Source organism: Rhizobium sp. S163 (assembly GCF_030380805.1).
In the GTDB taxonomy this organism is placed as follows: domain Bacteria; phylum Pseudomonadota; class Alphaproteobacteria; order Rhizobiales; family Rhizobiaceae; genus Rhizobium.
In genome coordinates, this window is sequence record NZ_JAUDSA010000003.1 from 111,332 (window position 1) to 138,321 (window position 26,990).

The 26,990-nt window shown below is 61.7% G+C and carries 27 protein-coding genes and 1 tRNA gene; 16 read left to right on the plus strand and 12 right to left on the minus strand.

The annotated features are described in order from the left end of the window. The first annotated feature begins 54 nt into the window (after nt 1-54). The 4 genes from QTL96_RS00650 to QTL96_RS00665 are packed head-to-tail and all read left to right on the plus strand — an operon-like array spanning nt 55 to nt 4,508. On the plus strand, nt 55-1,260 hold the full coding sequence (locus tag QTL96_RS00650) for a diaminopropionate ammonia-lyase (protein WP_289726315.1): 1,206 nt from the start codon (nt 55-57) through the stop codon (nt 1,258-1,260). Further along, the gene (locus QTL96_RS00655; RefSeq protein WP_289726316.1) at nt 1,257-2,486 is read left to right on the plus strand and encodes a Zn-dependent hydrolase; all 1,230 of its coding nucleotides are present in this window, start codon (nt 1,257-1,259) and stop codon (nt 2,484-2,486) included. Before QTL96_RS00650 ends, QTL96_RS00655 begins: the two co-directional genes overlap by 4 nt. 15 nt (nt 2,487-2,501) lie before the next feature. Next, nucleotides 2,502-3,656 (plus strand): M20 aminoacylase family protein, encoded by a 1,155-nt coding sequence (locus tag QTL96_RS00660; RefSeq protein WP_289726317.1) that lies wholly within the window; start codon nt 2,502-2,504, stop codon nt 3,654-3,656. 54 nt (nt 3,657-3,710) lie between these two features. Continuing rightward, nucleotides 3,711-4,508 (plus strand): aldolase, encoded by a 798-nt coding sequence (locus tag QTL96_RS00665; RefSeq protein WP_289726318.1) that lies wholly within the window; start codon nt 3,711-3,713, stop codon nt 4,506-4,508. Nucleotides 4,509-4,665: 157 nt separating this feature from the next. Here QTL96_RS00665 and QTL96_RS00670 read toward each other — a convergent pair. Both QTL96_RS00670 and QTL96_RS00675 read right to left on the minus strand, forming a co-directional pair. Beyond that, nucleotides 4,666-4,740, minus strand: a tRNA-Glu gene (locus QTL96_RS00670). A 167-nt stretch (nt 4,741-4,907) separates the two neighbouring features. Then, on the minus strand, nt 4,908-5,969 hold the full coding sequence (locus QTL96_RS00675) for a class I SAM-dependent methyltransferase (RefSeq protein ID WP_289726319.1): 1,062 nt from the start codon (nt 5,967-5,969) through the stop codon (nt 4,908-4,910). Between the two features lie 228 nt (nt 5,970-6,197). On the opposite strand from QTL96_RS00675, the gene QTL96_RS00680 reads away from it, so the two are divergent. Beyond that, nucleotides 6,198-6,632: a hypothetical protein gene (locus QTL96_RS00680; protein WP_289726320.1), complete on the plus strand. Its 435-nt coding sequence runs from the start codon at nt 6,198-6,200 to the stop codon at nt 6,630-6,632. Nucleotides 6,633-7,026: 394 nt separating this feature from the next. On the opposite strand, the gene QTL96_RS00685 is transcribed toward QTL96_RS00680, so the two are convergent. From QTL96_RS00685 to QTL96_RS00700, 4 genes are all read right to left on the minus strand, one after another. Then, nucleotides 7,027-7,800 carry an amino acid ABC transporter ATP-binding protein gene (locus QTL96_RS00685; protein WP_018900031.1) on the minus strand — a complete coding sequence of 258 codons (774 nt, stop codon included), beginning with the start codon at nt 7,798-7,800 and terminating at the stop codon, nt 7,027-7,029. A 17-nt stretch (nt 7,801-7,817) separates the two neighbouring features. Next, nucleotides 7,818-8,972, minus strand: a complete 1,155-nt coding sequence (locus tag QTL96_RS00690; protein ID WP_047510196.1) for an amino acid ABC transporter permease — start codon at nt 8,970-8,972, stop codon at nt 7,818-7,820. 4 nt (nt 8,973-8,976) lie between these two features. Further along, nucleotides 8,977-10,182, minus strand: a complete 1,206-nt coding sequence (locus tag QTL96_RS00695) for an amino acid ABC transporter permease (RefSeq protein WP_289726321.1) — start codon at nt 10,180-10,182, stop codon at nt 8,977-8,979. Nucleotides 10,183-10,279: 97 nt separating this feature from the next. Then, a complete protein-coding gene (locus tag QTL96_RS00700) occupies nt 10,280-11,305 on the minus strand; it encodes an amino acid ABC transporter substrate-binding protein (RefSeq protein ID WP_018900028.1) in 1,026 nt (341 codons plus the stop codon). 380 nt (nt 11,306-11,685) lie between these two features. Between QTL96_RS00700 and QTL96_RS00705 the strand changes: the two genes are divergently transcribed. After that, nucleotides 11,686-12,876, plus strand: a complete 1,191-nt coding sequence (locus tag QTL96_RS00705; protein ID WP_289726322.1) for a cystathionine beta-lyase — start codon at nt 11,686-11,688, stop codon at nt 12,874-12,876. On the opposite strand, the gene QTL96_RS00710 is transcribed toward QTL96_RS00705, so the two are convergent. Continuing rightward, nucleotides 12,877-14,028 (minus strand): FAD-dependent monooxygenase, encoded by a 1,152-nt coding sequence (locus tag QTL96_RS00710; protein ID WP_289726323.1) that lies wholly within the window; start codon nt 14,026-14,028, stop codon nt 12,877-12,879. It abuts the gene before it with no gap. Between the two features lie 43 nt (nt 14,029-14,071). Next, nucleotides 14,072-14,317 carry a zinc-finger domain-containing protein gene (locus QTL96_RS00715; RefSeq protein ID WP_018900025.1) on the minus strand — a complete coding sequence of 82 codons (246 nt, stop codon included), beginning with the start codon at nt 14,315-14,317 and terminating at the stop codon, nt 14,072-14,074. A 186-nt stretch (nt 14,318-14,503) separates the two neighbouring features. Between QTL96_RS00715 and QTL96_RS00720 the strand changes: the two genes are divergently transcribed. The 8 genes from QTL96_RS00720 to QTL96_RS00755 all read left to right on the plus strand — a co-directional run bounded on the left by QTL96_RS00720 (nt 14,504) and on the right by QTL96_RS00755 (nt 22,115). After that, nucleotides 14,504-15,289 (plus strand): alpha/beta hydrolase, encoded by a 786-nt coding sequence (locus tag QTL96_RS00720; protein WP_289726324.1) that lies wholly within the window; start codon nt 14,504-14,506, stop codon nt 15,287-15,289. Nucleotides 15,290-15,488: 199 nt separating this feature from the next. Next, nucleotides 15,489-16,352, plus strand: a complete 864-nt coding sequence (gene cysE / locus QTL96_RS00725) for a serine O-acetyltransferase (protein ID WP_289726325.1) — start codon at nt 15,489-15,491, stop codon at nt 16,350-16,352. A 137-nt stretch (nt 16,353-16,489) separates the two neighbouring features. Then, a complete protein-coding gene (locus tag QTL96_RS00730; RefSeq protein ID WP_018900022.1) occupies nt 16,490-16,693 on the plus strand; it encodes a DUF3126 family protein in 204 nt (67 codons plus the stop codon). Between the two features lie 150 nt (nt 16,694-16,843). Further along, nucleotides 16,844-17,278 (plus strand): DUF3597 domain-containing protein, encoded by a 435-nt coding sequence (locus QTL96_RS00735; RefSeq protein WP_111561397.1) that lies wholly within the window; start codon nt 16,844-16,846, stop codon nt 17,276-17,278. A gap of 278 nt (nt 17,279-17,556) precedes the next feature. After that, on the plus strand, nt 17,557-17,925 hold the full coding sequence (locus QTL96_RS00740) for a phasin family protein (RefSeq protein WP_111561398.1): 369 nt from the start codon (nt 17,557-17,559) through the stop codon (nt 17,923-17,925). 259 nt (nt 17,926-18,184) lie between these two features. After that, on the plus strand, nt 18,185-18,538 hold the full coding sequence (gene clpS / locus QTL96_RS00745; protein WP_018900019.1) for an ATP-dependent Clp protease adapter ClpS: 354 nt from the start codon (nt 18,185-18,187) through the stop codon (nt 18,536-18,538). Between the two features lie 10 nt (nt 18,539-18,548). After that, the gene (gene clpA / locus QTL96_RS00750) at nt 18,549-21,047 is read left to right on the plus strand and encodes an ATP-dependent Clp protease ATP-binding subunit ClpA (protein ID WP_112945698.1); all 2,499 of its coding nucleotides are present in this window, start codon (nt 18,549-18,551) and stop codon (nt 21,045-21,047) included. A 123-nt stretch (nt 21,048-21,170) separates the two neighbouring features. Further along, a complete protein-coding gene (locus QTL96_RS00755) occupies nt 21,171-22,115 on the plus strand; it encodes a phosphatase PAP2 family protein (RefSeq protein WP_289726326.1) in 945 nt (314 codons plus the stop codon). Here the strand turns inward: QTL96_RS00755 and QTL96_RS00760 are convergent. From QTL96_RS00760 to QTL96_RS00775, 4 genes are all read right to left on the minus strand, one after another. Then, on the minus strand, nt 22,099-22,524 hold the full coding sequence (locus tag QTL96_RS00760; RefSeq protein ID WP_289726327.1) for an HIT family protein: 426 nt from the start codon (nt 22,522-22,524) through the stop codon (nt 22,099-22,101). The genes QTL96_RS00755 and QTL96_RS00760 overlap by 17 nt on opposite strands. 52 nt (nt 22,525-22,576) lie before the next feature. After that, nucleotides 22,577-23,767, minus strand: coding sequence for a GNAT family N-acetyltransferase (locus QTL96_RS00765; protein ID WP_289726328.1), 1,191 nt, complete (start codon nt 23,765-23,767; stop codon nt 22,577-22,579). Nucleotides 23,768-23,860: 93 nt separating this feature from the next. Further along, nucleotides 23,861-24,580, minus strand: a complete 720-nt coding sequence (locus QTL96_RS00770; protein WP_289726329.1) for a glycerophosphodiester phosphodiesterase — start codon at nt 24,578-24,580, stop codon at nt 23,861-23,863. Then, nucleotides 24,580-25,047 (minus strand): RidA family protein, encoded by a 468-nt coding sequence (locus tag QTL96_RS00775; RefSeq protein ID WP_112945693.1) that lies wholly within the window; start codon nt 25,045-25,047, stop codon nt 24,580-24,582. Before QTL96_RS00775 ends, QTL96_RS00770 begins: the two co-directional genes overlap by 1 nt. Nucleotides 25,048-25,183: 136 nt before the next feature. Here QTL96_RS00775 and QTL96_RS00780 point away from each other — a divergent pair, with 136 nt between their 5' ends. Both QTL96_RS00780 and QTL96_RS00785 read left to right on the plus strand, forming a co-directional pair. Beyond that, nucleotides 25,184-26,032, plus strand: coding sequence for a cell envelope integrity EipB family protein (locus QTL96_RS00780; RefSeq protein WP_289726330.1), 849 nt, complete (start codon nt 25,184-25,186; stop codon nt 26,030-26,032). Nucleotides 26,033-26,164: 132 nt separating this feature from the next. Beyond that, entirely contained in the window at nt 26,165-26,839 is a 675-nt protein-coding gene (locus QTL96_RS00785) for a pentapeptide repeat-containing protein (RefSeq protein WP_289727144.1), read from the plus strand. The last annotated feature ends 151 nt before the right edge of the window (nt 26,840-26,990 follow it).

Consider the following 26,990-nt stretch of genomic DNA (forward strand, 5'->3'; position numbering starts at 1 on the left):
CAGCGCCTTTTTCGCGCCTCCTGCAATATATCTTTATGGACAGGAGGGATCGACATGTTTTTGAAGAACACGCACATCGATTTCGGCAAGCCGCTATCCGCAACCGATGCCGACATGCTCGGCCCCGAGGGCGCCGACCAGGCGCAAAACTATCTCAGCCATCGCGAGGGCCATAAGCCGACGCCATTGCATGCCCTGCCGGGCTTGTCGCAGGCGCTCGGCATCGCCTCCATACACGTCAAGGATGAGGGCCACAGGCTTGGGCTCGGCAGCTTCAAGGCGCTCGGCGGCGCTTATGCGGTCGCCCGCATGGTGCTCGACGAGGCGTCGAAGCGATTGGGCCGCGCGGTCGACATGGCGGAACTGCAGGCGCCTGAGGTGAGAGCCGTGGCCGCCGCGATGACCTTTGCCTGCGCCACGGACGGAAATCATGGCCGCTCGGTGGCGCAGGGTGCGCAGCTGGTCGGCGCCCGCTCAGTCATCTCGGTTCATGCAGGCGTCAGCGCCGAGCGCGTCGCCGCCATCGCCCGCTATGGCGCCGAGATGGTCCGCGTCGAAGGCACCTATGACGATTCGGTGGCGGAAGCCGCCCGCGTCGCCACCGAAAACGGCTGGACGATCGTGTCCGATACCGCGTGGCCGGGCTACGAGCGCATCCCCGGCCTTGTCATGCAGGGCTACACGGCGCTGGTGCGCGAGGCGCTGCAACAGCTTCCCGAAGTGCCGACCCATGTCTTCGTGCAATGCGGCGTCGGCGGCATCGCGGCGGCCGTGGCCGCGCATCTGGCGCTTGAGTTCGGTGAGAACAAGCCTGTTTTCACCGTCGTCGATCCGGCCCGCGCCGCCTGCATGTTGGAGGCGGCCAGAGCGGGGCGGCCTGTCGCCGTCGCCCATTCGGAGCCGACGGTCATGGCGATGCTCGAATGCTACGAGCCGTCGCCGATCGCCTGGCGTATCCTTAGCCGGCTTGCCGATGGTTTCATGACTGTGGAGGATGAGGACGCGATCGCGGTGATGAACCGGCTGGCGCGCCCCGTTGCCGGCGATCCGGCCATCGTTTCGGGCGAAAGCGGCGGCGCGGGCCTGGCCGGGCTGATCGCGGCGTTGTCCGACCCGGAGGCCAAGGCGGCGCTCGGGCTCGATGAGACGGCGCGCGTCTTCGTCATCAACACCGAGGGCGCCACCGATCCGCAACGCTACGAGGAGCTGGTCGGGATCGCACCGGATAAGGTCGGTCACCGCATGGAGATATCCGCATGAGCCTTGCTTCCATCGATCGCGAGCGCATGCTCGGGCGCATTCGCGAACTGGGCGAGGTCGGGCGTGAGGATGGCCGGCTGACGCGGCTCGCCGGATCGAATGCGGACCGCGCTGGCCGCGATCTGCTGGTCTCCTGGCTGAAAGGCGCCGGGCTTGAGGTTAAAATAGATCGCATCGGCAATATCTTCGGGATCTGGACGGAAGAGCCTACCGCCGACGAAGCGCCGCTGCTGCTTGGCTCGCATATCGACACCGTGATCAACGCCGGCATTTATGACGGCTGCTACGGCGTGATCGCCGGGCTGGAGGTGATCGAAACGCTGAAACGAAACGGCTTCGTACCATCGCGGCCGATCGCGGTGGCGGCCTTCACCAACGAGGAGGGCGTGCGCTACGCGCCCGACATGATGGGCTCGCTGGTTCATGCCGGCGGGCTCTCGGTCGAGGCGGCGCTTGCAAGCGTCGGAACGGACGGATCGGTGTTGGGCGAGGAGCTTTCGCGCATCGGCTATGCCGGCGATCTCGAGCCCGGCTTTCTCAGGCCGAAAGCCTATGTTGAGCTGCATATCGAGCAGGGGCCGGTGCTGGAGCGCGAGCGGCTGCGGGTCGGCGCGGTCGAGACCCTGCAGGGCATCTCCTGGCAGCGCGTTACGATATCAGGTGTGGCCAACCATGCCGGCACGACGCCGATGTCGATGCGCTCGGATGCCGGTCAGGCCGCCGCCGAGGTGATGGTTTTCCTGCGCCAGCGCGCCACGGCGTCAGACATTCCCGTGGTCGCCACTATTGGCTGCATGGCCTTCGAGCCGAACGCCATCAACGTCATCCCGTCGTTTGCAAGCTTCACCGTCGATCTCCGCAGTCCCGACGAGCAGCGTCTGCGCGAGGAGGAGGCGACCCTTGCCGCCTTTCTCGATGCGCTGGCATTGCGCGATGGTTTCGGCGTTTCCGTCGAGCGGCTGGCGCGTTTCCAGCCGGTGACCTTCGACCAAGCTATCGTGGCGCTGGTAGAGCAGGCAGCCGACCGACGCGGTCTGTCGTCGCGCCGGATGACATCAGGTGCCGGCCACGACGCGCAAATGATTGCCCGCATCGCGCCCTCGGCAATGATCTTCGTTCCGAGCCGCGACGGCATCAGCCACAATCCGAGAGAGCATACCGATGCCGATGACCTTGTCGCCGGCGCCGACATCCTGCTTGATGTCGTCCGCGACCTCTCTGCATGATCGGGAGACGATGACATGACCGACCTGAAAGCGCTGAGCGATGAAATGACCGTATGGCGACGTGATCTGCACGCGCATCCGGAATTCGGCTTTGATGAGACCAGGACCGCGGCCTTCGTGGCGGATAAGCTGCGTTCGTTCGGCCTCGAGGTCGCGGAAGGGATCGGCGGCACCGGCGTTGTCGGCACGCTCAAACGCGGCACCGGTAATCGCGCGATTGCACTGCGCGCCGATATGGACGCGCTGCGTATCACCGAGCGGGGACAGGCACACTACCGCTCGCAGGTGCCAGGCACGATGCACGCCTGCGGCCATGATGGGCACACGGCCATGCTGCTCGGCGCCGCCAAACTGTTGGCCGAGGAGGGAGGTTTCGACGGCACCGTGCGCTTCGTGTTCCAGCCGGCGGAGGAGTGGGGCAAGGGCGCACTCGCCATGCTCGACGACGGGCTGATGCAGCGCTTCCCCTTCGAGGAAATCTACGGCCTGCACAACATGCCGGGACTGCCGGTCGGGCATTTCGAGACCAGGGCAGGGCCGGTCATGTCGGCGGAGGATAACTTCGAGATCGTGCTCACGGGGCTCGGCGGCCACGCCGCTCGGCCGCAATCGGGCAACGAGGTGCTGGTCGCCGCCTGCGCGCTGGTGACCAACCTGCAGACCATCGTCTCCCGCCGGCTGAGCCCCGCCGATATCGCCGTGGTCTCCGTCACCGAACTCCTCACCGACGGCACCCGCAACGCGCTGCCGGGGCTCGCCCGCATTCTCGGTGATGCCCGCAGCTTCCGCCCGGAGGTGAGCGCCGAGATCGAGCGGCAGATGCGCGTCATCGCCGAGGGTACGGCGATGGCCCACAACGTGACGGCCGAAACCCGCTACACGCGCGAATTCGTGCCGCTCATCAACGACGCCACCTTGGTGGAGGAGGCGATGGCCGCCGCCCGCACCGTCCTGCAGGCTGACCACGTCAAGGTCGCCGTCGAACCGATGACCGCATCGGAGGATTTCGCGCGCTTCCTGGAACACGTGCCCGGCTGCTTCGTGTTCATGGGCAATGGCGAAAGCTCGGCGCCGCTGCATAATCCCGATTTCGATTTCAACGACGCTGGCCTTCTGCCCGGAGCACGCTACCATGCCGCGATCGTCAGGCGACGCTTGCCGATGGCCTGAGTTTCCGCCCGCATATTTTTACTGCCTGACATTCAATCGCAATGGAGCATCGATATGGCGCATTCCCTGAACAAGTCCTCCGCGGCGAGCGGCGTCTCCGGCGCCAACCAGCCGGAGCTCGACACCGAGGAGGTCTGGCAGGCTCGCGCCGATCTGGCGGCCTGCTTTCGCATGGCGGCGCGCCATGGGCTCGAAGAGGGGATCTGCAACCATTTCTCGGCGCTCGTTCCCGGCTATGACGACCTCTTCATCGTCAATCCCTATGGCTATGCCTTCCGCGAGCTGACCGCCTCGAAGCTTCTGATCTGCGATTTTCACGGCAACGTCGTCTCGGGCGAGGGCGAGCCGGAGGCGACCGCCTTCTATATTCATGCCCGCATCCACGCCCGCGTTCCGCGCGCCCGCGTCGCCTTCCACACCCACATGCCCTATGCGACGGCGCTGTCGATGACCGAGGGCGAGCCGCTGATCTTCGCCGGCCAGACGGCGCTGAAATTCTACGGCCGCACCGCCTATGACCGCGATTACAACGGCCTGGCGCTGGACGAGCGCGAAGGCGACCGCATCGCCAATGCGATCGGCGACGCCGACATCGTCTTCATGAAGCATCACGGCGTCATGGTGCTGGCGCCCAACATCGCCGAAGCCTGGGACGATCTTTATTATCTCGAGCGCGCCTGCCAGGTGCAGACGCTGGCGCTCTCCACCGGCCGCGAGGTCCTGCCGGTCGCCCCCGATATCGCCGAGGCCGCCTACCGCCAGATGCGCGAGGGCGACCCGGAATCCGCGCGGCTGCATCTGGAGGCGATCAAGCGCATGCTCGACGCCGAGGAGCCGCAATATCGCGATTGAGGTCGGTAGAGGGCGCGCGTCCGCAGGGTGCGCGCCTGATACGAGACGGCGATGCCCGATGCGAAATAACGTATCGAGCCGAACGGTTCGTCCGCTATGTCACTTATGGAGAAATTTGGAAAAAGTCGTTCGTTATCAATGGCAACGAAGAGAGAAGTGGCACGCCCTAGGGGAGTCGAACCCCTCTTCCCAGAATGAAAATCTGGTGTCCTAACCGATAGACGAAGGGCGCTTCCTTCGTGGTGGCGCCCTTATAATCAGGCACTTGGATTCCCGCAAGCGGCAAAACGCATAAAAATGGCGATGTGCTGATCTTTTCCCTATCCGTTTGATAGTTAATGGCTATTTTCAGCGTATGCGATGCGTCGATCCTGTCCGGGCCGTGGAGTGCGGCCTCTTTCAAGCGCGAACCTCGAACACCATGTTGAACGGTGTTTCGGTTGCGCGGTGGAAATGCTTGAAGCCGGCGTCGAGTGCCACCTTGCGCAATCGCGTTTCGCCGGCCTGCGCGCCGAGCGCCAGTCCGACCTCCTGCGACATCGAGGCGGGCGTGCAGATCATCGTCGAGGCGCCGTAATAGACGCGGCCGACAGGGTTGAGATTGTCCTTCAGGTGATCATGCGCGAAGGGTTCGACGATCATCCAGGTGCCGCCCGGCGCAAGCGTTTCCTTCACATGCTTTCCGGCGCCGACGGGATCGCCCATGTCGTGCAGGCAATCGAACATGGCGACAAGATCGTAGCGCCCGGCCGGGAAGCTTGCGGCCGACGCCTGCTCGAAGCTCACCCTATCGGCAACGCCGGCCTCCTTGGCCGCCATCCGGGCGCGTTCGATCGACGGCATGTGATAGTCGTAGCCGACGAAACGCGAGGCGGGATAGGCCTGCGCCATCAGGATGGTCGAACTGCCATGGCCGCAGCCGACATCGGCCACCTTGGCGCCGGCCTTCAGCTTGGTCTCGACGCCATCGAGCGCCGGTATCCACTCGGTGACAAGGCTGTTGTTGTAGCCGGTGCGGAAGAAGCGCTCGGTGCCGCGAAACAGGCAGTTGCTGTGCTCGTGCCAGCCGAGCCCCTTGCCGGTGCGGAAAGCGTCGGCCACCTTCGGCTCGTCCGTCCACATCGCCTGCACCAGCTGGAACGCGCCGGTGAAGAAGGCGGGGCTGTCCTCGTCGGCGAAGACAAGCGCCTGCTCCGGTGTCAGCCGGAAGCGGTCGGTCTTTTCGTCATAGGTGAGGTAATCGGCGGCGGCGAGCGCCGAGAGCCATTCGCGCAGATAACGCTCCTTGACCGCCGTCTTTTTCGCAAGCTCGGCGGCGGTCACGGGCTCGCCGTCGCTCATCGCCTTGAACAGTCCGACGTCGTCGCCGAGCACCACCAGGGAGCCGGATACGGCGGCGCCGATATCGCCGACCAACCGGCCGACGAGGGCATCCACTTTTTGCATGTCGGGTTGGCGCATGTCATCCTCCATAAAAATGCAGGGAAGAACCAGCGGCGCGACTATACACCCGCTCACGGTCGCGTGAAAGGATAGCGCGCGGCGAGGGCGATCCAAGCGGTGACGCTGGAGGCGACGCGGATCGGTGTCACGCAATATTCGCGCAACCATCGAAAAAGCCGCGTTGACAAGAAAATGCGCCGGGATAAGAGTGGCTTAGCCTGCATGTTAGGCTTTGGAGGAATGACCATGATCAAGCATCTGACAATTCTTGCCTCTGTTTCCCTGCTCGGCGCGCTCGCCTTTGCCACGCCGTCCTCGGCGCTCTCGATGAAAGAGTGCAGCGCCAAGTACAAGTCGGCGCAGGCGGATGGTTCCGCCAAGGACATGAAGTGGAACGACTTCCGCAAGGCGCAGTGCGGCCCGGATGCGACCGCTGAGCCTGACGTTACGATGGCGACCGGCGCCGAGCCTGAAAAGCCGACGATGGACGCTCCCAAGGGCGTGACCTTCCCGACGGCGATTTCCCCCAAATACGCCAAGGAAACTCCCGGCAAGGGCCGCATGCACACTTGCGTCGATTCCTACCACACCAACAAGGACGCCAACACGCTGAACGGCCTGAAGTGGATCCAGAAGGGCGGCGGCTTCTACAGCCTCTGCAATGCCAAGCTGAAGGGCTGATTTCGGATTAGCCGAACGTCCCCGGGACGGCATCCGCCGTCCCGCCGGCCTGTTACGGCAAGGCGGGGAAGGGCTTTGTTTCAAAGGGTTTCCGGCGTCAGCCAGCCTCTCCGTCGTCATGCTCGGTCTTGTGCCGAGCATCTGCCGGCCTCTCCATTTGCTCGACGGCAATCGACACTTGGCACCCGGCGGCCTCATTCAGCGCCTTTGCTTCGTTCGCTCGCCTTGAGCAGCACCGTTGCATTCCCGGCGGTGTGCTTAGATCCTCGGCACGTTGGCCGAGGATGACGCCGAGAGTGAGGAGGCGCTATCATTTCCACGCGCCCCCCGCGCATAAAAAAACCCGCCGCGGCCTTCGCCCGGCGGGTTTTCATTGAGCGTTACTGTCGCAGTCCTAGTGCAGGATCTGGCTGAGGAAGAGCTTGGTGCGCTCGTGCTGCGGATTGTCGAAGAACTCGGCGGGCGAGTTCTGCTCGACGATCTGGCCCTGGTCCATGAAGATGACGCGGTTGGCGACCTGGCGGGCGAAGCCCATTTCGTGGGTCACGCACAGCATCGTCATGCCTTCTTCGGCGAGACCGACCATGGTGTCGAGCACTTCCTTGATCATTTCAGGGTCGAGTGCGGAGGTCGGCTCGTCGAACAGCATGATCTTCGGGTTCATGCACAGCGAGCGGGCGATCGCCACGCGCTGCTGCTGGCCGCCGGAAAGCTGGCCCGGATACTTGTTGGCCTGCTCGGGGATCTTGACGCGCTTCAGGAAGTGCATGGCGATCTCTTCGGCCTGCTTCTTCGGCATCTTGCGCACCCAGATCGGCGCCAGCGTGCAGTTCTCAAGGATCGTCAGATGCGGGAAGAGGTTGAAGTGCTGGAAGACCATGCCGACTTCGCGGCGCACTTCGTCGATCTTCTTCAGGTCGTTGGTGAGTTCCGTGCCATCGACAATGATCTGGCCCTTCTGGTGTTCTTCCAGACGGTTGATGCAGCGGATCATCGTCGACTTGCCGGAGCCCGAAGGGCCGGCGATGACGATGCGCTCGCCGCGCATGACCTTCAGGTTGATGTCGCGCAGCACGTGGAAATCACCGTACCACTTGTTCATGCCGATGATCTCGATGGCAACATCGGTTGCCGACACGGTCATCTTCTTGGGTTGGGCTTCAGCCATGATTTTTCCCCTTGCTCTTATCGTTTGTGGCCAGTGTCGAGGTGGCGTTCCATGAAGTTTGAATAGCGTGACATGCCGAAGCAGAAAAGCCAGAAAACGAAGCCCGCGAAGATCAGGCCGGTCAAAGGCGTTACGGCACTTGCCCAGTTGGCGTCCGAGAAGTTCAGGCGCACGATGTTCAACAGGTCGAACATGCCGATGATCGACACCAGCGACGTATCCTTGAAGGTGCCGATGAAGGTGTTGACGATGCTGGGGATAACCAGCTTGATCGCCTGCGGCATGATCACCAGCCGGGTCTTCTGCCAGTAGCCGAGGCCGAGCGAATCGGCACCCTCGAACTGCCCCTTCGGAATGGCCTGCAGGCCACCGCGGATGACTTCTGCCATGTAGGCCGAGGTGAAGATCGACACCCCGATCAGCGCGCGCAGCAGCTTGTCGATGGTCCACCCTGTCGGCAGGAACAGCGGCAGCATGACGCTGGCCATGAAGAGGACGGTGATCAGCGGCACGCCGCGGACGATTTCAATGAAGGCCACGCAGACCATGCGGATGACGGGCATCTTCGATCGCCGCCCGAGCGCGAGCAGGATGCCGCAGGGGAAGGAGACCGCGATGCTGACGAAGGACAGGATCAGCGTCACCATCAGGCCGCCCCAGAGCGACGTTTCCACGACCTCGAGACCGAAGCCGCCGTAAAGCAGCCAGAAGGAGACGATCGGCAGGACAAGGAACAGCAGGATGGCGTTCAGGCCCTTGCGCGGCACCGAAGGGATCAGCATCGGCACCAGGAGTGCAACGAACAGGATGCCGACGATGGTCGGGCGCCAGCGGTCGCTGATCGGATAGCGGCCGAAGATGAACTGGTCGTACTTGGCCTGCACGAAGGCCCAGCAGGCGCCGCTCCAGCCATCAGGCTGAACGCCGCCTTGCACGGTGGTGGCGCAGAAGGTGCGGTCGGGACCGGACCAGACGGCCTCGATGAACAGCCAGTTGACGATGTGCGGCACCGCCCAGAGGATCAGCGCCAGCGCAAGCACCGTCAGCACGACGTCTTTCGGCGTCGCCAGAAGGTTCTTGCGGACCCAGGCGGTGACGCCTTTTTGTCCCGCCGGAGCGGGTTCGGGCGACAGCATTGTGGTTCTGACGAAGGAGTTCTTGGATACGGACATCGTCTTATCTCTCCACCAGGGCCATCTTGGCGTTGAACCAGTTCATGAACAGCGAGGTGAGGATACTCAGTCCGAGGTAGATGATACCCCAGATACAGACGATCTCGATCGCCTGACCGCTCTGGTTCATGATGGTGCCGCCGACCGCGACGAGGTCCGAGAAGCCGATGGCGATGGCTAGTGACGAGTTCTTGGTGAGGTTCAGATACTGGCTCGTCAGCGGCGGGATGATGATGCGCATGGCCTGCGGTACGACGACGAGGCGCGTGACGCTGGAGGGATGCAGACCAAGCGCGCCGGCCGCTTCGGATTGGCCCTTCGGTACACCCCGGATACCGCCGCGAACGATCTCGGCGATGAAGGATGCGGTGTAGAAGGACAGCGCCAGGAACAGCGACATGAACTCAGGCCCGACAACCGAGCCGCCGGTGAGGTTGAACTTGCCGGCGACGGGAATGTCGAAGGACATCGGCAGTCCCGATGCGAGGAAGGCCACGACCGGCAGACCGACGATGAGCCCGATCGACACCCAGATGGTGTGGAACGGCTTGCCGGTGGCCGCCTGCCGCTTGTGCGCCCAGCGCGCCATGATGATGACGGCGATGATCGCGATCACGAAGGCCGCCAGCACCGCGAGCATGCCGCTCTCGAAGATCGGGCGAGGGAAGGCCAGGCCGCGATTGTTGAGGAACATGCTGAAGGGCAGATGCAGCGATTCACGCGGCTGCGGCAGAACGGCGAGAACGCCGGAATACCAGAAGAAGATGACGAGTAGCGGCGGGATGTTGCGGAACACCTCGACATAGATCTGGCACAGCTTGGCGATCAGCCAGTTGTGCGACAGGCGCCCGATGCCGACGATGAAGCCGATGATGGTCGCTGTGATGATACCGGTGATGGCCACCAGCATGGTGTTGAGGATACCGACGACAAGCGCGCGTCCATAGGTCGAATCGCTGGAATAGCTGATCAGCGACTGGCCGACTTCGAAGCCGGCGCGGCCGCGCAGGAAGCCGAAGCCCGAGGCCGTGTTGCTGCGTGCGAGGTTGGCCGCGGTGTTGTGCGCGATCCACCAGACGAGGCCGACGAGTGCGACGACGGTGAGAACTTGGAAGAAGATGCCCCGATATTTCGGGTCGTTGAGTACGGACCGGTAGTTCCAGCCGTTTTCGGATATGGGTGTGGTGTGAGCCGCCTCTTGCTGCGCCATGCCGAGCCTTTCCCCTGTGTGCCCCTTTTAGGGCTTTTCTTTTTTGGAAGACGGAAAGGCGGCTTGGCCGCCTTTCCGGGCTTTCATATGGGGCCGATTAGCGGACCGGAGGTGCGTACTGGATGCCGCCCTTGTTCCACAGCGCGTTCAGGCCACGAGCGATCTTCAGCGGGCTGCCCTGGCCGATGTTGCGCTCGAAGATTTCGCCGTAGTTGCCGACGCCCTTGATGACGTTTGCAGCCCAGTCGTTGGTGAGACCGAGATCGGTGCCGATCTTGGTGTCAGCCTCGGAACCGAGGAAGCGCTTGATGTCTGGGTTCGGCGAGTTCTTCATTTCGTCGACGTTGGCCTGGGTGATGCCGAATTCCTCGGCATTGATCAGCGCGTAAGCCGTCCAGGAAACGATGTCGAACCACTGGTCGTCGCCCTGGCGAACGGCCGGGCCGAGCGGCTCCTTGGAGATGATCTCAGGCAGGATCATGTGCTCGTCGGGGTTCTTCAGCGTCAGACGCAGCGAGTAGAGGCCGGACTGGTCGGTGGTGTAGACGTCGCAACGGCCCGAATCATAGGCCGCGTTGACTTCCTCGAGCTTTTCGAAAACCACCGGATTGTACTGCAGGTTGTTGGCCTTGAAGTAGTCGGCGAGGTTGAGCTCGGTCGTGGTGCCGGACTGTACGCAGATGGCTGCGCCGGAGAGTTCGAGAGCCGACTTCACGTTCAGGCTCTTGCGAACCATGAAGCCCTGACCGTCATAATAGGTGATCGGGCGGAAGTTGAAGCCGAGAGCGGTGTCACGATTGATGGTCCACGTCGTGTTACGCGACAGAACGTCGATTTCGCCGGACTGCAGCGCCGTGAAGCGCTCCTTGGCGTTGGTCGGCGTGTACTTCACCTTGGTCGGATCGCCGAAGACGGCGGATGCAACGGCCTTGCAGAAATCGACGTCGAAACCGGCCCAGTTGCCGGAAGCGTCAGGTGCCGCGAAGCCGGTCAGGCCGGTGTTGACGCCGCACTGAACGAACCCTTTTGCTTTTACGTCCCCAAGCGTCGTCGCCGAAGCTGCCGAAGCGCCAAGTGCGAAGACTGCTGCGCCAATGGCGACCGACAGAAGCTTAATCTTCATTTTTCCCAACCTTTTTTCCGTTATCTTTTGTTTATTGTGGGAGCATCCGCAGAAGCATGCAGACCCCCCAAGCGACCCGACACCCTCCCGGCGCGAGTGGGTCTATCACAGTCGGAAATGTCACCACGGTCAAGTCTCGCGCCACAAGATTGCGTGATATTTCGGCAATTTGCTGAGCGGGGCTCACAAAATGAGCAATTGATTACCCAAAAGGCAGCGTTTGGCGAAAAAAATCGCGTAAACTCACTGATATATCTGGATAATTGCCGTACCGGCCGGTTCTGTTCGTCGACTTTACGTTACGTGAGCGGGGTTGACCCCGCCTCGGGAGAGGTCCAAGACTTCCGCAAAGAGCGTTCATTCCAAAGGCTTAATTAGACATGACAGATAGAGACGGCCTGCTTCAAAACGCCGGCATCAACACCCGCCTTTCGCATATCGGCAATGACCCTTCCGACTATCATGGCTTTGTCAATCCGCCCGTCGTGCATGCGTCGACAGTGCTGTTTCCCAATGCCAAGGCGATGGACCAGCGGGCGCAGAAATACACCTACGGAACACGCGGAACGCCGACCACCGATGCTCTTTGCGAAGCGATTGACGCGCTTGAGGGATCGGCCGGAACGATCCTCGTTCCGTCGGGTCTCGCCGCCGTCACCGTGCCGTTCCTGGCTTTCCTGTCGTCGGGTGATCATGCGCTGGTCGTCGATTCGGTCTATGGCCCGACCCGCCATTTCTGCGACACGATGCTGAAGCGTCTCGGCGTTTCCGTCGAATACTACGATCCGGCGATCGGCGTCGGCATCGAAACGCTGATCAAGCCGAACACCAAGCTGGTGCACACGGAAGCGCCGGGTTCCAACACCTTCGAGATGCAGGATATTCCGGCTATCGCCGCGATCGCCCACAAGCATGGCGCGGTGGTGACGATGGACAATACCTGGGCGACACCCGTCTATTTCCGCCCGCTTGATTACGGCGTCGATATCTCGATCCACGCGGCGACGAAATATCCGTCCGGTCACTCCGATATCCTGATGGGCACGGTTTCGGCCAATGCCAAGCACTGGGAGCAGCTGCACGAGGCCAACATCACGCTCGGCATCTGCGGCGCGCCTGACGATGCCTACCAGATCCTGCGCGGCCTGCGCACCATGGGCGTGCGCCTCGAGCGTCACTACGAAAGCGCGCTCACCATCGCCAAATGGCTGGAAGGCCATGAAGACGTGGCCACCGTGCTGCATCCGGCACTGCCGAGCTTCCCGGGCCACGAGCTCTGGAAGCGCGACTTCAAGGGCGCCAGCGGCATCTTCTCCTTCGTGCTGAAGGCCGATGGCCAGGCCGCCTTCAAGCCGAAGGCGCATGCTTTCCTCGATGCGCTGAGGATCTTCGGTCTCGGCTGGTCCTGGGGTGGCTTCGAAAGCCTGGCGGTCCATGTCAACCTGAACGATCGCCGCGTCACCAAGGCGCCGACCGAGGGGCCGGTGATCCGCCTGCAGATCGGTCTGGAGGATGTCGCCGATATCAAGCTCGATATCGAGCGCGGCTTCGCGGCCGCCAAGGCGGTCTGATCAATCGATCGCGCGATAAGCGTAGATCCAGTCGAGATCCGCCGCGAGACTTTGCGGCGGCTTCAGTGAGAGAACGATATCACGCCCGATCCGGAATGGACCGCGGGCGTGATAGACGAACTGGTTGAAAGCGCCGCGTTGGCGCAGCCGGTTCACGCGCGGGACGCGATGCGCTTCGAAGAGCGGCAGCGCTTCTGAAACGGGACGCTTGGCCAGAAACGACGCCAGTTCATAGGCGTCCTCGATCGCCATTGCCGCACCCTGTGCGGCAAACGGCATCATCGCATGCGCCGCATCCCCGATCAGCACCGTGTCGCGGCCGTTCTGCCATTTGCCGCGCGTCGCCTCGTAAAGCGGCCAGAAGGTCATTTCACCCGATTTGTCGAATAGCGAAAGCAGCGCCGGGTTCCAGCGCGAGAAGCCGGCAAGCAACTGCTGGCGCTGCGCCTGCGTCGGCTGCGCCAGCCATTCGCGCGTAGCGGCATGGCCCGTGGTGATCGCCACCATGTTGAAGCTGTCGGTCTCGCGCAGCGGATAGGCGACAAGATGCGCCGATGGCCCGAGAAAGGCCGAAACACTCTCGCGGTTGAGGACGCCCCGCGCATCCGCTGCCGAGACGGTGAAGCGATAGGCGATGTTGCCGGAAAAGCGAGAGGAGGGGCTGTCGGCGACAAGGTCGCGCGTCTTCGACCAGACGCCATCGGCGCCGATGATCACGCCGCCGGCGCGGGCAATCGCGGCAATGTCGCCGCTTTCGATCCGCGAGCCGAGATGAAGCGTGCAGAGCGGATTGTCTTTTACGGCGGTAAGCAGCGCGCCTTGCAGGCTGGTGCGATGCAACACCCCGTAGGGCGCTTCCCAGCGTGCGCGGGCGGCGGGGCCCGATGGCACGGCGGCCAACTCATGTAGGGTCGTGCCGGAGATCAGGCGAATGTTGTTCGGCTCGAGCCAGATCGGCGTCAACAGGTCGAGAACACCGAGCTTGTCGAGGATGCGCGATGCATTGGGCGATATCTGCAGCCCGGCGCCCACCTCGGTCAGCTCGGGCGCCTGCTCGAAGATTTCGGAGCGAATGCCATGCCTGGCGAGTGCCAGCGCCGCCGTCAGACCAGCGACGCCCGCTCCGATAATAGCGGCATGTTCGACCGACATGGTCGATCCAATCTGTGTTTCGGTGAATTAAGCGACGTGTGACTTAGGCGACCTGGAAATGGAAGACGCAACCGGCCGGATTCGTCTGGGTGGCCTTCAGCGCGCCGTTGAAGCGGTAAAGGGTCGAGCAGTAGGAACAGACCTTCTCGTTCTCGTCGCCCATGTCGATGAAGATATGCGGATGGTCGTAGGGAACGGAGGCGCCGGTGCACATGAATTCCTTCACGCCGACTTCGATGACACGGTGTCCGCCGTCGTTCTGGAAGTGAGGGATATTGTGACCGGCCATGAGGGATCTCCGAATGCCTTTGAAAACGTGCGCACCTTATAGTGCGTCGCCGGAAATGTGTCGAGCCAAAGGAGAGGCGCGCCCGATAGTTTTTGGAGGCGCTTATGGGCCGTGCTTTTTGATTGGGGCAGGGGTTCCCGTCAGCGGCCCGATAAAATATGGTCCCGGCAAAACAGGACTGCCCCGATGAACTTGAATACGCCTGCCTTTTCAACCTTTGTGCACGACGGCCTCAACCTTTCCTATTTCGATGAGGGAAGTCCCGAGGGGCCGCCGGTGCTGCTCATCCACGGCTTCGCCTCCACCGCCAGCGTCAACTGGGTCTACCCGGGCTGGCTGAAAACGCTGGGCGAGGCCGGATACCGGGTGATCGCCATGGACAACAGAGGCCACGGTGCAAGCGACAAGCCGCATGATTCCGAAGCCTATCGTCCTTGGATCATGGCGGCTGATTCCATTGCGCTGCTCGATCATCTCGGCATTCCGGAAGCCAACCTCATCGGCTACTCTATGGGCGCGCGCATCTCGGTCTTCGCGACGCTCAGCAGGCCCGATCGCGTCCGTTCGCTGGTGCTCGGCGGCCTCGGGATCGGCATGACCGATGGTGTCGGCGATTGGGACCCGATCGCAGACGCGCTTCTCGCGCCGTCGATCGATGGCGTCACCCATGCCCGCGGCCGCATGTTCCGCGCTTTCGCCGAGCAGACGAAGAGCGACCGCCAGGCGCTCGCCGCCTGCATCAGGGGATCGCGCGATCTGGTGGAACGGAGTGACATGGCAAAGATCGAGGCGCCGACGCTGGTCGCCGTCGGAACCAAGGACGATATCGCCGGCTCTCCGCAGGAACTGGCGGCGCTGATGCCCGATGCAAGCGCGCTCGATATCCCCGGCCGCGACCACATGCTTGCCGTCGGCGACAAGGTGTTCAAGGCGGCCGTGCTGGACTTCTACGCGGAGCTCTCCGCCCGGTGACATCAGGGTGAGCGCGCAAGGACGATCGTTCACCAAAATGCGGAAATAGCGAAAAGCTGTTTCCGCCGCCCCATTTATATCAGCCGGATTTTGCCCTATATAGGGTGACACTCAAGCGCCAGTGGCGTGGCCGGATCGCGCGATCCGGCCGGAATACAATGCCCGGATGGAGTGCCATTCGGAAGACAAGGAGACCTCGATGGTCGCGAAGTCAGACATTCGTCCTCTTGAGACCCAAGGTTCGCTCAAGGCGATGGACCCGATCTGGGATAGCCTGCGCGAGGAAGCGCGTCTTGCCGCCGAAGCCGATCCGGTGCTGGCGGCATTTCTGTATTCGACCGTGCTCAACCATCGCTCGCTCGAGGAATGCGTGATCTACCGCATCTGCGAGCGTCTCGATCATCCCGATATGCAGGCGATCCTGCTGCGCCAGACCTTCGACCAGATGTTGGCCGACTGGCCGGAATGGGGCGCCATCCTGCGCGTCGACATCCAGGCCGTTTACGACCGCGACCCGGCATGCCTGCGCTTCATGGAAGCGCTGCTCTACTTCAAGGGTTTCCACGCGCTGCAGACCCATCGCCTCGCGCACTGGCTGCTCAATCGCGGCCGCCGTGATCTGGCGCTCTACCTGCAGAGCCGCTCCTCCAGCGTCTTCCAGACCGATATCAACCCGGCCGCACGCATCGGCCGCGGCATCTTCCTCGATCACGCGACGGGCCTCGTCGTCGGCGAAACCGCCGTCATCGGCGACAACGTCTCGATCCTGCACGGCGTCACGCTCGGCGGGACCGGCAAGGAGGGGGCCGATCGCCATCCGAAGATCGCCAGCGGCGTCTTGATCGGCGCCGGCGCCAAGATCCTCGGCAATATCGAGATCGGTCATTGCTCGCGCATCGCCGCCGGCTCTGTCGTGCTGAAGGCGGTGCCGCCGAAGACGACGGTCGCGGGCGTACCCGCCAAGGTGGTCGGCACGGCCGGCTGTTCGGAACCATCCAGGCTCATGGATCAGGTGATCATGGATCAAGTGATCGTGGACCAGGTGATGGGCGCCGACATCTAGGCGTTTTCGCGTCGCTCATAGCGACAACATGGCCTGAAGAACGGCGGGGAAAGCGGTATCACAGCCGGCTCCGCGCCTTTACAGGCCCATCTTTCCCATGCAAAAAGCGGCCATTGAGACCGCTCAGGAGATGCAGTGTGAAGCCCGAAGAAATCAAGAAACTCGACGCCTATTTCAAACGCACGTTCAACCCGGAAATGATCGTCAAGGCACGTCCGCGCAAGAACGACTCCGCTGAAGTCTACATGGGCGAGGAATTTCTGGGCGTCGTCTACATCGATGACGAGGACGGCGACCGCTCGTACAACTTCTCGATGGCGATCCTCGACGTCGACCTCTGATCCCGTCGCGAGGTCCTTCTCGCACCGATTGTGCCTGGGCCGCAGCGTCGCGGCCTGGCCGAAATTGCTGGTCCCGCTCTGGACCACCCGGTCTTGCGCCCCATCTTGGGCTTGAGCATGTGCTCGAGCGCCATCAAGGGGAAACCGGACATGGGTATTTTCGACAAGATCAAACACGCAATCTGGGGTGAAGCGCACGCCGCCGAGGCAACGCCGGCCGCTGCACCTAAGATCGAGCCCGCGCAGGCACCGATATCGCCCTCAGCCGCCCCGAGCCCGTCTCCGACCCCTGCACCCACATCGCCAGCCACCTCCGCGCCATCGACCTCGGTCGATATCGCCATGGTGCTCGACGCCGCCGTCAAGAAGAACGGCCAGAAGCTCGATTGGCGCCGCTCAATCGTCGATCTGATGAAGGCGGTCGGCATGGATGCGAGCCTCACCGAGCGCAAGGAACTGGCGACCGAACTCGGTTACACCGGCGACAAGAACGACTCGGCGACGATGAACATGTTCTTGCACAAGGCGCTTCTGAAGAAGCTGTCGGAGAACGGCGGCAAGGTTCCGGCCGATCTGCTCGACTGATAGTCGTCGAGAAAGTATTCGCGGCTCGCAACCGAGTTTTTATTGAAAGCTTACGGTTGCGGGCGCCTGATATATTTTAGCGAAATCAATTAAAGACGTACGTCGCTCGAAAACCGGGCCGCAGTTACAATTGCCGCCGCAACCAATGATTGTTTTGCATTGCACAAAGTCGCTTGACTTCGTGTGCGGTGCAGCTAACCTTCGATGTCGAGGCAGGGCAAGGAGGCCCACGCACGGCCAGTACGCAAGATCAAGTACGCAAGACAAGGAGGATAGTCATGCTGAATTTTGAGGACACGAATCGCAAGAGCAAGGAAGCCATGGACGCGGTGCTGAAAAGTTACTCGGAAACCGCCAAGGGCATGCAGGCGATCGCCACGGAAACCACCGAATATTCCAAGAAGTCTTTTCAGGACGCTGTCACGCATTTCGAGACGCTCTCGGGCGCCCGCAGCTTCGAAGCCGTCTTCGAGTTGCAGACCAGCTATGTGAAGTCCGCCTATGAAAACTTTGTCGCCGAAGCGACGAAGCTGACGGAAATGTACTCCGACATCGCCAAGAGCGCCTACAAGCCCTACGAGGCGCCGGTTGCGGCCGCCGCCAAGGCAATGAAGCCGGCGCCGGTGGCGACGCAGACGGCGGCCTAAGCTTAGCGCACACGTCTCTTACCTCTTGAAATACAAAGACCGGCTACGCATCTGCAGCCGGTCTTTTTGTTTTGCCGCCAGGCAGTCTCAAATCTGCGCGCTATTTTTGTGTCTTTGCGCCTGACGCGGGCGAATTGTGATTGCAGTGTGAAGCAAGGGGCTTAAAATCGCTCTATTATGAACTAAGTTAGTAGACAGACATTCGGCGGGTAAAGCACATCTCCCATGCTCCGCCGGGTTGATCGAGGAACGAATGAAAATGATCGCAACGCCCGTCCGGATGCAGGATGATAGCGAAAGGAACGGGGACAACGGAAATCGCGGCACCTCGGTCATAACGCGCACCAAACCGAAGACCAAGAAGCCTAACCTGTACCGCGTACTTATTCTGAACGACGACTACACGCCCATGGAATTCGTCATCCACATCCTGGAGCGGTTTTTTCAGAAGGACCGTGAAAGTGCCACCCGCATCATGCTGCATGTCCACAACCACGGCGTTGGCGAATGCGGAACATTTACATACGAGGTGGCGGAAACCAAGGTGAGCCAGGTGATGGACTTCGCCCGACAGCACCAGCATCCGCTGCAATGCGTCATGGAAAAGAAGTGAGGATCTGAACGTGCCAACATTTTCGCCTAGTCTTGAGAAGGCGCTCCATCAGGCACTGACCTTTGCCAACGAGCGGCATCACGAATATGCGACGCTCGAGCATCTGCTGCTCGCCCTGATCGACGACGCCGATGCGGCAGCCGTCATGGGTGCCTGCAACGTCGATCTCGTCGCGCTGAAGAAGACGCTCGTCGAATACGTCGACAATGAACTCTCCAACCTGATCACCGGATACGATGAAGACTCGAAGCCCACCTCCGGCTTCCAGCGTGTTATTCAGCGTGCGGTGATCCATGTGCAGTCGTCCGGCCGCGAGGAAGTGACTGGCGCAAACGTGCTCGTCGCCATCTTCGCCGAGCGCGAAAGCCACGCTGCATACTTCCTGCAGGAGCAGGAAATGACCCGCTACGACGCGGTCAACTACATCTCGCATGGCATTGGCAAGCGCGCCGGCTCTTCGGAAAACCGCACGCCGCGTGGCGCCGAGGAAGGCGAAGCCGAGAGCAAGCCCAATGCCGCGCGCGGCACCGAGGAAGAAGGCGGCGCCAAGAAGCAGCAGGACGCCCTGAAGGCTTATTGCGTCAATCTCAACGAGAAAGCCAAGACCGGCAAGATCGATCCGCTGATCGGCCGCCACGCCGAGGTCAACCGCACCATCCAGATCCTGTGCCGCCGTTCGAAGAACAATCCGCTCTACGTCGGCGATCCCGGCGTCGGCAAGACGGCGATTGCCGAAGGCTTGGCCAAGCGGATCATGGAAGGCAAGGTTCCCGAAGCGCTGGCCGATGCGACGATCTTCTCGCTCGACATGGGCACGCTGCTCGCCGGCACCCGCTATCGCGGTGACTTCGAGGAACGCCTGAAGCAGGTCGTCAAGGAACTCGAGGAGTATCCGGGCGCCGTTCTGTTCATCGACGAAATTCACACGGTGATCGGCGCCGGCGCCACCTCTGGCGGCGCGATGGATGCATCGAACCTCTTGAAGCCGGCTCTGTCTTCGGGCGCGATCCGCTGCATCGGTTCGACCACCTACAAGGAATATCGTCAGTTCTTCGAGAAGGACCGCGCTCTGGTGCGCCGCTTCCAGAAGATCGACGTGGCTGAGCCGTCCATCGACGATGCCATCGCGATCATGAAGGGGCTGAAGCCTTACTTCGAGGAATACCACCACCTGCGCTACTCGAACGACGCCATCAAGACGGCGGTCGAACTGTCGGCGCGTTACATCTCTGACCGCAAGCTGCCGGACAAGGCGATCGACGTGATCGACGAAACCGGTGCGGCCCAGATGCTGCTGCCGCCATCCAAGCGCCGCAAGCTGATCACCGAGAAGGAAATCGAGGCGACGATCGCCACGATGGCCCGCATCCCGCCGAAGAGCGTGTCGAAGGACGACGAAGCCGTTCTCGCCAATCTCGAGCAGGAACTGCGTTCGGTCGTCTATGGCCAGGACCTCGCGATCGAAGCGCTCTCGACCTCGATCAAGCTGGCGCGCGCCGGCCTGCGTGAACCGAACAAGCCGATCGGCTCCTACGTCTTCTCCGGCCCGACAGGCGTCGGCAAGACGGAAGTTGCCAAGCAGCTGGCCTCGTCGCTCGGCGTCGAGCTTCTGCGCTTCGACATGTCCGAGTACATGGAGCGGCACACGGTTTCGCGTCTGCTCGGTGCACCTCCCGGCTATGTCGGCTTCGACCAGGGCGGTCTCTTAACCGATGGCGTCGACCAGCATCCGCATTGCGTGGTTCTGCTCGACGAAATCGAAAAGGCCCATCCCGACATCTACAACATCCTGTTGCAGGTGATGGACCACGGCACGCTGACCGACCACAACGGCAAGAAGATCGACTTCCGCAACGTCATCCTGATCATGACGACCAATGCGGGCGCGTCGGAAATGGCAAAGGCCGCCTTCGGCTTCGGTTCGTCCAAGCGGACGGGCGAGGACGAGGAAGCGCTGAACCGCATCTTCACGCCGGAATTCCGCAACCGTCTCGACGCGGTCATCCCGTTCGCACCGCTGCCGACGGTGGTCATCCACAAGGTCGTGCAGAAGTTCATCATGCAGCTCGAAGCCCAGCTTTCCGAACGGAACGTCACCTTCGACCTGCACGAGGATGCGATTTCGTGGCTGGCCGAGAAGGGCTACGACGAAAAGATGGGCGCCCGTCCGCTGGCGCGCGTCATCCAGGACGTCATCAAGAAGCCGCTGGCCAACGAGATCCTCTTCGGCAAGCTGAAGAAGGGCGGCGTCGTCAACGTCACCGTCGGACCGAAGGAAGACGGCAAGCCGGGCATCATCCTGGAAGCCGTATCGGACACCGCGCCGATCAAGCCGAAGCCGGAAGCCGAGGTCGTGCACCCCGAGGTAGACGACGAGGATGACGGCGAGCTGAAGACGAAGGCCAAGGCCAAGAAGGCCACGGTCAAGAAGTCGAAGGCAGCGGTTGCCGAGCCCGAGGTCAAGAGCGCGCCGAAGAAGGGCGCGGTGCCGAGGGTGCCGAAGAAGTAAAGCGAATAGAAAAGGCGGCTCCCGGGCCGCCTTTTTCTTGTCTATATCGCGCATCGAGCAGCACTGACTTAGGCGAATCTTAAAAACGATCGGCTATATCGGGCGATATTAGGAGCCTGATCCATGGTGTTTCTGCCCGCCGAACGCATCATCGTCACTGTCATCGCCGCCCTTGCGGTGCTTGACGGCATCTTGCTGTGGTCGAAGGACGTCGGGATCGATGTCGTCGGCTATGCCGGTATGATTGGCTGCGGCCTTGGAGCGCTGGCACTCGGGCAATTCTATCGCCACGTCAGGCGCAACCCTTCGATTGCCGCAACAGCAACCGCCGCCGGCCTCTTCATCCTCTTCACCATCGCCGGATCGATCTTCAACTATCTGCTGTTTCCGATCGCACGCGAGCCTGTCGATCTCGCATTGGCGCGTTTCGATGCGCTCTTCGGCTTTGACTGGCCGCGCTTCGTCGAATGGGCATCGCATTATCCGCGCATCGGGATGGCGCTTCAGGCAGTCTATGCGACATCGCTGCCGCAGCTGCTGGTCGTCATTTTCGTTCTGGGATTTTCCGGACGGCTGCGGCTTCTGCAGCATTTCCTTCTGACGGGTGTCGTCGGCGCACTGCTGGCCATCATCTGCTGGTCGTTCTTCCCGTCATTCGGCGCATCGTCGATCTACAGCCTTCCCAAGGCCGTGACCGATGCCGTGCCCTTGGCGGTTGGACCGGAGTATGGTGCTGAACTGGTGGCACTCGGCCGGACCGGTGCGACCTATATTTCGCCGAAGAACGTGCTCGGCGTCATCGGCTTTCCCTCGTTCCACACGGTCATGGCCGCGATGTCTGCGGTGTTTATGATGCGAATCCGCTGGATCGGCCCGATCTTTCTCGTTCTCAACGCGACGATGATGCCCGCCATCGTCATTCAGGGCGGGCACAATCTGGTGGACGTCTTCGGAGGACTGGCGGTCTTTGCCATTTCCTATGCTCTTGCTGCCGTCGCCTTGCGCCAGGCGGAAAGCAGTTCGGTTAAGACGCGAACCGCTTCATCATCGATCAAAGCTCCGCTTTGATCTTCTCCGCATTCGCAGCCAGCACGGCGCCATCTTCCATCTGGCCGGAATGCGGCTTCAGCGCGATGCCGTCGTGGCGCGGGATGACGTGGAAGTGCAGGTGGAAGACGGTCTGGCCGGCGGCCGGTTCGTTGAACTGGCAGACGAACACGCCGTCGGCGTCGAACGCATCCTTCACCGCATTGGCGATCGTCTGGACGACGGGGATGGTCTTGGCCAACGCTGCCGGATCAGCGTCAAGAAGGTTGCGCGAGGCGGCCTTCGGCACGACAAGCACGTGGCCCGGCGCCTGCGGCATCACATCCATGAAGGCCAGCGTATGTTCGTCCTCGTAGACCTTGACCGAGGGGATCTCGCCACGCAGGATCTTGGCGAAGATGTTGTTGGTGTCGTAGGCCGCGCTCGTCATCTTATCTCTCCTGATGGTGTCGTGTTCGCGTAGCGCGGCTGAGGCGAGGGCGTCAATCCTCCTGTAGTCGCTCGCCGCGACGGAACGGGCTGTGCTCGCTCAAAATCTCGTTCATGTGCTCGACGTCATCGCGCTCGCGGGCGAGGTAATCGCCGATCGCCTGGCGAAGGCCCGCATGGGCGACATAGTGGGCCGAATGCGTTGTCACCGGCAGGTAACCTCGGGCGAGCTTGTGCTCTCCCTGCGCGCCGGCTTCCACCCGCTTCAGCCCCTTGGCGAGCGCGAAATCGATCGCCTGGTGATAGCAGACCTCGAAATGCAGGAAGGGATGATCCTCGATGCAGCCCCAGTGCCGGCCGTAAAGCGTTTCGGAGCCGATGAAGTTGATTGCGCCGGCGACATAGCGGCCATTATGCTTGGCCATCACAAGCAGGATATCCTCGGGCATGCGCTCGCCGATCAGCGAGTAGAATTCCCGCGTCAGGTAGGGTCGTCCCCATTTGCGGCTGCCGGTATCCATGTAGAAGGCGAAGAACTGGTCCCAGATATCCTCGGTCAGGTCGCTGCCGGTCAGCCAATCGATGCTGATGCCGTTTTCGAGCGCCGCCCGACGTTCCTTGCGCAGCGCCTTGCGCTTGCGCGAGGCGAGCGTTTCCAGGAATTCATCGTGGTTGGCATAGCCTTCGTTGATGAAGTGGAACTGCTGGTCGGTGCGGTGCAGATATTCCTCGCTCTCCAGCACCGCCATCTCGTCGTCGGGCACGAAGGTGATGTGCGCGGAGGAGACGCCGAGGCGACGCACGACTTCCTTCAGGCTCTCTGCCATCGCGTCCTGTACGGCCAGACGCGGATAATCCTCGGCGACCAGCAGGCGCGGGCCGGTGGCGGGCGTAAACGGGATGGAGCATTGCAGCTTCGGATAATAGCGTCCGCCGGCGCGCTCGAAGGCGTCGGCCCAGCCATGGTCGAAGACATATTCGCCGCGGCTGTGGTTCTTGAGATAGCCGGGCAGGGCGCCGACGAGGCGTCCGTCGTCCGTCTCGAGCAGCATGTGATGCCCGAGCCAGCCCGTCTCCGCGGTTGCCGATCCCGATTCCTCAAGCGACGACAGGAAGGCATGCGAGACGAAGGGATTGTAGGCGATCGATGTGTTTGATCGGGAGGCCCCGGCGAGCTTGGACCAGCTCTCCGGGGAAATCGCGGTGAACGACCGCTCTATGCGGATTGAAAGTTCATCAGTCATGGAGCGAATGCGAGACCGTTTCAATGATTTGGGGGCATTGTCAGTCTGCGCATATCTTGATGAAAAAGCGAGGGCTTGTTGAAAAAGCGAGCGTCAAACGGACGCGCGCGGGTCAAAGCCCTCGAAGGTCATCTGGTCGGCATTTTCGAAGGTATGCTTGCGCGCCTTCTCGTCGCGAACCGTCCAGGTGATGACGACGATGCCCTTCTCTCGCTCTGCGGTGATGAAGGGGTTGGGCAGGTCGGCATAGAAATAGGAAATGAAGTCGAGACCGTGTTTCATAGCCTTTTCATGGGCTTGGAACTCCTCCGGCTTGTTTCCGCCGGCCGTTAGCCCAATCGGGTAGGGCGCGTTCAGCGCCTTCAGTTCCTTCAAGAGCCAATGATCGAAGCTCATCAGCGCCACCTGGCCTTCATAGCCCTCGAGCTCTTCCAGCACCGCTTCGACGAAGCCTTCATCGTCGGTTTCGCGGCCCTTGAGCTCGATCACGAGCGGCACTTTTCCCTTCACAAGTTCGAGAAGTTGGCGAAGCGTCGGGATCTTGTCGGCCGTTCCGCCGACCGAGAGCATGCCGAGTTCCTTCGAGGTGCGCTCGCGCACGTCGCCCTTGAGGTTGCAGAGGCGCTCGAGATTCTCATCGTGAAAGACGACAGGAACGCCATCCGAGGCGTAGTGCAGGTCGCACTCGATCGCAAAGCCGGCCTCGACCGCGCGCGCGAAGGCGGAAAGCGTGTTCTCCCACACGACCTTGTTCTGGTCGTGATAGCCGCGGTGGGCGACGGGACGTTCCTTAAGCCATGCTGCAGGGGTCATTACGCGATTTCCATGATGGCATCGATTTCGACGGCGGCATTCATCGGCAGCGCTGCCATGCCGACGGCGGCACGGGCATGCTTGCCGGCATCGCCGAGCACATTGGCGATCAGGTTCGATGCGCCGTTGATGACGAGATGCTGTTCGACGAATTCAGGCACGGAGGCCACGAAGCCGTTCAGCTTGATGACGCGCTTGATGCGGCCGAGATCGCCGCCGAGTGCGGCACTTGCCTGCGCCAGGATGTTGATGACGCAGAGTTCAGCGGCGCGCTGGCCCGTGGCGACGTCGACATTGCGACCAAGATGACCGGTGACGGCGATCTTGCCGTCTTCGATCGGCAACTGGCCGGAAATGTGGAGGACGTTGCCCGAGATGACGTAGGAAACGTAGTTGGCTGCGGGTGCTGCAGCCTGGGGCAGGGATATCCCCATCTCTTTGAGCCGTGCTGCGATCTGATCGGACATTTTTCTCTCCGCTTTTGTTGTGAATAGTTCTAAAACTATGCATCTGGGCTTGAATCAATTTTGTGACACGATCGAGCCTCGATTTAGCCGGATGCGTTCTTATAACATCGTTGGTGAGTCCAACAGGAGATTATCTATGGTCCGATCGAGTCTTGCCGCGCTGTTGCTTGCAGGCGTTTCGGCAACCGCTCATGCGGCGACACCCGCTGCCGGCGCCGTGATGGCCACGGGCCTGATCGCGCATCGGGCGATCTACGATCTGGAACTGAAGGATGCGTCGGAGCGCTCCGGCATTTCGGGCATGTCCGGCCGCATGGTCTACGAGTTCGACGGCGACTATTGCACCGGCTACACCACGAAGTTCCGCTTCGTGACGCAGATTGACACCGGCGATGCCGTGCGCGTCAGCGATCAGCAGACCAATACGTTCGAGAACCTGAAGGACCGCAAGTTCACCTTCGACACCAAGTCCTTCACCGACGACCAGCTCGACAAGGAAGTCAACGGCGCGGCCCAGGATCAGGCCGACGGGACCAAGGTCGATCTGAAGCAGCCATCGAGCAAGGAGCTGCAGCTGGCCGCCAGCCGCTTCCCCACCGAGCACATGATGGATGTCATCAAGAACGCCAAGGCGGGCACCCGTCTGTTCGAAGCCCGCGTCTTCGATGGCTCTGACGATGGTGACAAGGCGCTGGCGACGACAACTGTCGTCGGCAAGCCCGTGACACCTGTCAGCGTCGAGGCCGATGCCGGCAATGCAGGCGCCTTTTCCAAGACGAGCTTCTGGCCGGTGACCATCTCCTATTTCAACGAGAACACCAAGACGGATGCTCTTCCGGTCTATCGCATGTCGTTCAAGCTCTATGAAAATGGCATCACGCGCGATCTGACGATGGATTACGGTGACTTCGTGCTCACCGGCAAGCTGTCGAAACTCGAGCTTCTCGATGCGAAAACGTCGCCTGTAAGTAATTGCACGCGTTGAAAGATTTGGACGTATTAGCGTGACACGGTATGCAAAGCGACTCGCTCTGTGCTAGACATCGCTCGACAGTGAGCGTTGACGGCAGGCGGAGTGCGTATATTGCCAGGCTTTAGAGTATCGATCGTGGCCTTGATGGCCTTGGCTGTCGCCATCGGGGCGGCGGCGTTTTCCAGTTCGATCTCCGCGGCCGATTGCGGTTCGACCGCTTCGGCGGGCATCGATTGGGGTGGCTGCACCAAGAAGAACCTGATGCTGCAGGACGGCGATTTCCAGAAGGGAAACCTCGCCGATGCCGATTTCACGCTGACCAATCTCAGCCACAGCAACCTCGCCTCCGCCAACCTGGAGAAGGCGACCCTGGTGCGCACCTGGTTCACCGGCTCCGACCTGACCAAGGCCAACTTCTCCAAGGTCGAGGCCTATCGCTCCGGCTTCGAGGGCGTTAAGGCCGAGGGTGCCAATTTCTCGGGCGCGGAGTTGCAGCGAGCCAATTTCAGTGGCGCAACGCTGAAGGGCGTCAATTTCGAAAAAGCCGAACTCAGCCGCGTGAACTTCAAGGGCGCGGACGTAACGGGCGCGAATTTCTCGCTCACCAACCTGTCGCGCGCTGACCTCAGCGGCGCCACCTTTACCGGCCCGCTCTCTTTCGATCGCGCCTTCCTGTTCCTGACGAGAATAAGCGGACTGGATCTGTCCCAGGCGACCGGCCTCGACGAGGCGCAGGTGGCGCTCGCCTGCGGCGATTCGAAGACCAAGCTGCCCCAGGGCATGGCCACGCCGACAAGCTGGCCCTGCGACGCCGATTGAGCCGGCAAGGGGTCCAAGGCCGCCTCGCGCGTGCCTGTGGGACCGGGCATAGCGGTTATTTTGCCGATAAGGCTTGATTTTCCGGGGCGGGGAGGGTATGGCCCCCGCATTCCACACGTAAGGCATGGGATTGTCCGGGAGAAATCCGGAT

What these genes read in the sequence shown, in the direction of transcription:
- QTL96_RS00650 (WP_289726315.1), top strand. Translation starts at nt 55, where the DNA reads ATGTTTTTGAAGAACACGCACATCGATTTCGGCAAGCCGCTATCCGCA.
- QTL96_RS00655 (WP_289726316.1), top strand. Translation starts at nt 1,257, where the DNA reads ATGAGCCTTGCTTCCATCGATCGCGAGCGCATGCTCGGGCGCATTCGC.
- QTL96_RS00660 (WP_289726317.1), top strand. Translation starts at nt 2,502, where the DNA reads ATGACCGACCTGAAAGCGCTGAGCGATGAAATGACCGTATGGCGACGT.
- QTL96_RS00665 (WP_289726318.1), top strand. Translation starts at nt 3,711, where the DNA reads ATGGCGCATTCCCTGAACAAGTCCTCCGCGGCGAGCGGCGTCTCCGGC.
- QTL96_RS00675 (WP_289726319.1), bottom strand. Translation starts at nt 5,969, where the DNA reads ATGCGCCAACCCGACATGCAAAAAGTGGATGCCCTCGTCGGCCGGTTG.
- QTL96_RS00680 (WP_289726320.1), top strand. Translation starts at nt 6,198, where the DNA reads ATGATCAAGCATCTGACAATTCTTGCCTCTGTTTCCCTGCTCGGCGCG.
- QTL96_RS00685 (WP_018900031.1), bottom strand. Translation starts at nt 7,800, where the DNA reads ATGGCTGAAGCCCAACCCAAGAAGATGACCGTGTCGGCAACCGATGTT.
- QTL96_RS00690 (WP_047510196.1), bottom strand. Translation starts at nt 8,972, where the DNA reads ATGTCCGTATCCAAGAACTCCTTCGTCAGAACCACAATGCTGTCGCCC.
- QTL96_RS00695 (WP_289726321.1), bottom strand. Translation starts at nt 10,182, where the DNA reads ATGGCGCAGCAAGAGGCGGCTCACACCACACCCATATCCGAAAACGGC.
- QTL96_RS00700 (WP_018900028.1), bottom strand. Translation starts at nt 11,305, where the DNA reads ATGAAGATTAAGCTTCTGTCGGTCGCCATTGGCGCAGCAGTCTTCGCA.
- QTL96_RS00705 (WP_289726322.1), top strand. Translation starts at nt 11,686, where the DNA reads ATGACAGATAGAGACGGCCTGCTTCAAAACGCCGGCATCAACACCCGC.
- QTL96_RS00710 (WP_289726323.1), bottom strand. Translation starts at nt 14,028, where the DNA reads ATGTCGGTCGAACATGCCGCTATTATCGGAGCGGGCGTCGCTGGTCTG.
- QTL96_RS00715 (WP_018900025.1), bottom strand. Translation starts at nt 14,317, where the DNA reads ATGGCCGGTCACAATATCCCTCACTTCCAGAACGACGGCGGACACCGT.
- QTL96_RS00720 (WP_289726324.1), top strand. Translation starts at nt 14,504, where the DNA reads ATGAACTTGAATACGCCTGCCTTTTCAACCTTTGTGCACGACGGCCTC.
- cysE (WP_289726325.1), top strand. Translation starts at nt 15,489, where the DNA reads ATGGTCGCGAAGTCAGACATTCGTCCTCTTGAGACCCAAGGTTCGCTC.
- QTL96_RS00735 (WP_111561397.1), top strand. Translation starts at nt 16,844, where the DNA reads ATGGGTATTTTCGACAAGATCAAACACGCAATCTGGGGTGAAGCGCAC.
- QTL96_RS00740 (WP_111561398.1), top strand. Translation starts at nt 17,557, where the DNA reads ATGCTGAATTTTGAGGACACGAATCGCAAGAGCAAGGAAGCCATGGAC.
- clpS (WP_018900019.1), top strand. Translation starts at nt 18,185, where the DNA reads ATGATCGCAACGCCCGTCCGGATGCAGGATGATAGCGAAAGGAACGGG.
- QTL96_RS00755 (WP_289726326.1), top strand. Translation starts at nt 21,171, where the DNA reads ATGGTGTTTCTGCCCGCCGAACGCATCATCGTCACTGTCATCGCCGCC.
- QTL96_RS00760 (WP_289726327.1), bottom strand. Translation starts at nt 22,524, where the DNA reads ATGACGAGCGCGGCCTACGACACCAACAACATCTTCGCCAAGATCCTG.
- QTL96_RS00765 (WP_289726328.1), bottom strand. Translation starts at nt 23,767, where the DNA reads ATGACTGATGAACTTTCAATCCGCATAGAGCGGTCGTTCACCGCGATT.
- QTL96_RS00770 (WP_289726329.1), bottom strand. Translation starts at nt 24,580, where the DNA reads ATGACCCCTGCAGCATGGCTTAAGGAACGTCCCGTCGCCCACCGCGGC.
- QTL96_RS00775 (WP_112945693.1), bottom strand. Translation starts at nt 25,047, where the DNA reads ATGTCCGATCAGATCGCAGCACGGCTCAAAGAGATGGGGATATCCCTG.
- QTL96_RS00780 (WP_289726330.1), top strand. Translation starts at nt 25,184, where the DNA reads ATGGTCCGATCGAGTCTTGCCGCGCTGTTGCTTGCAGGCGTTTCGGCA.
- QTL96_RS00785 (WP_289727144.1), top strand. Translation starts at nt 26,165, where the DNA reads ATGGCCTTGGCTGTCGCCATCGGGGCGGCGGCGTTTTCCAGTTCGATC.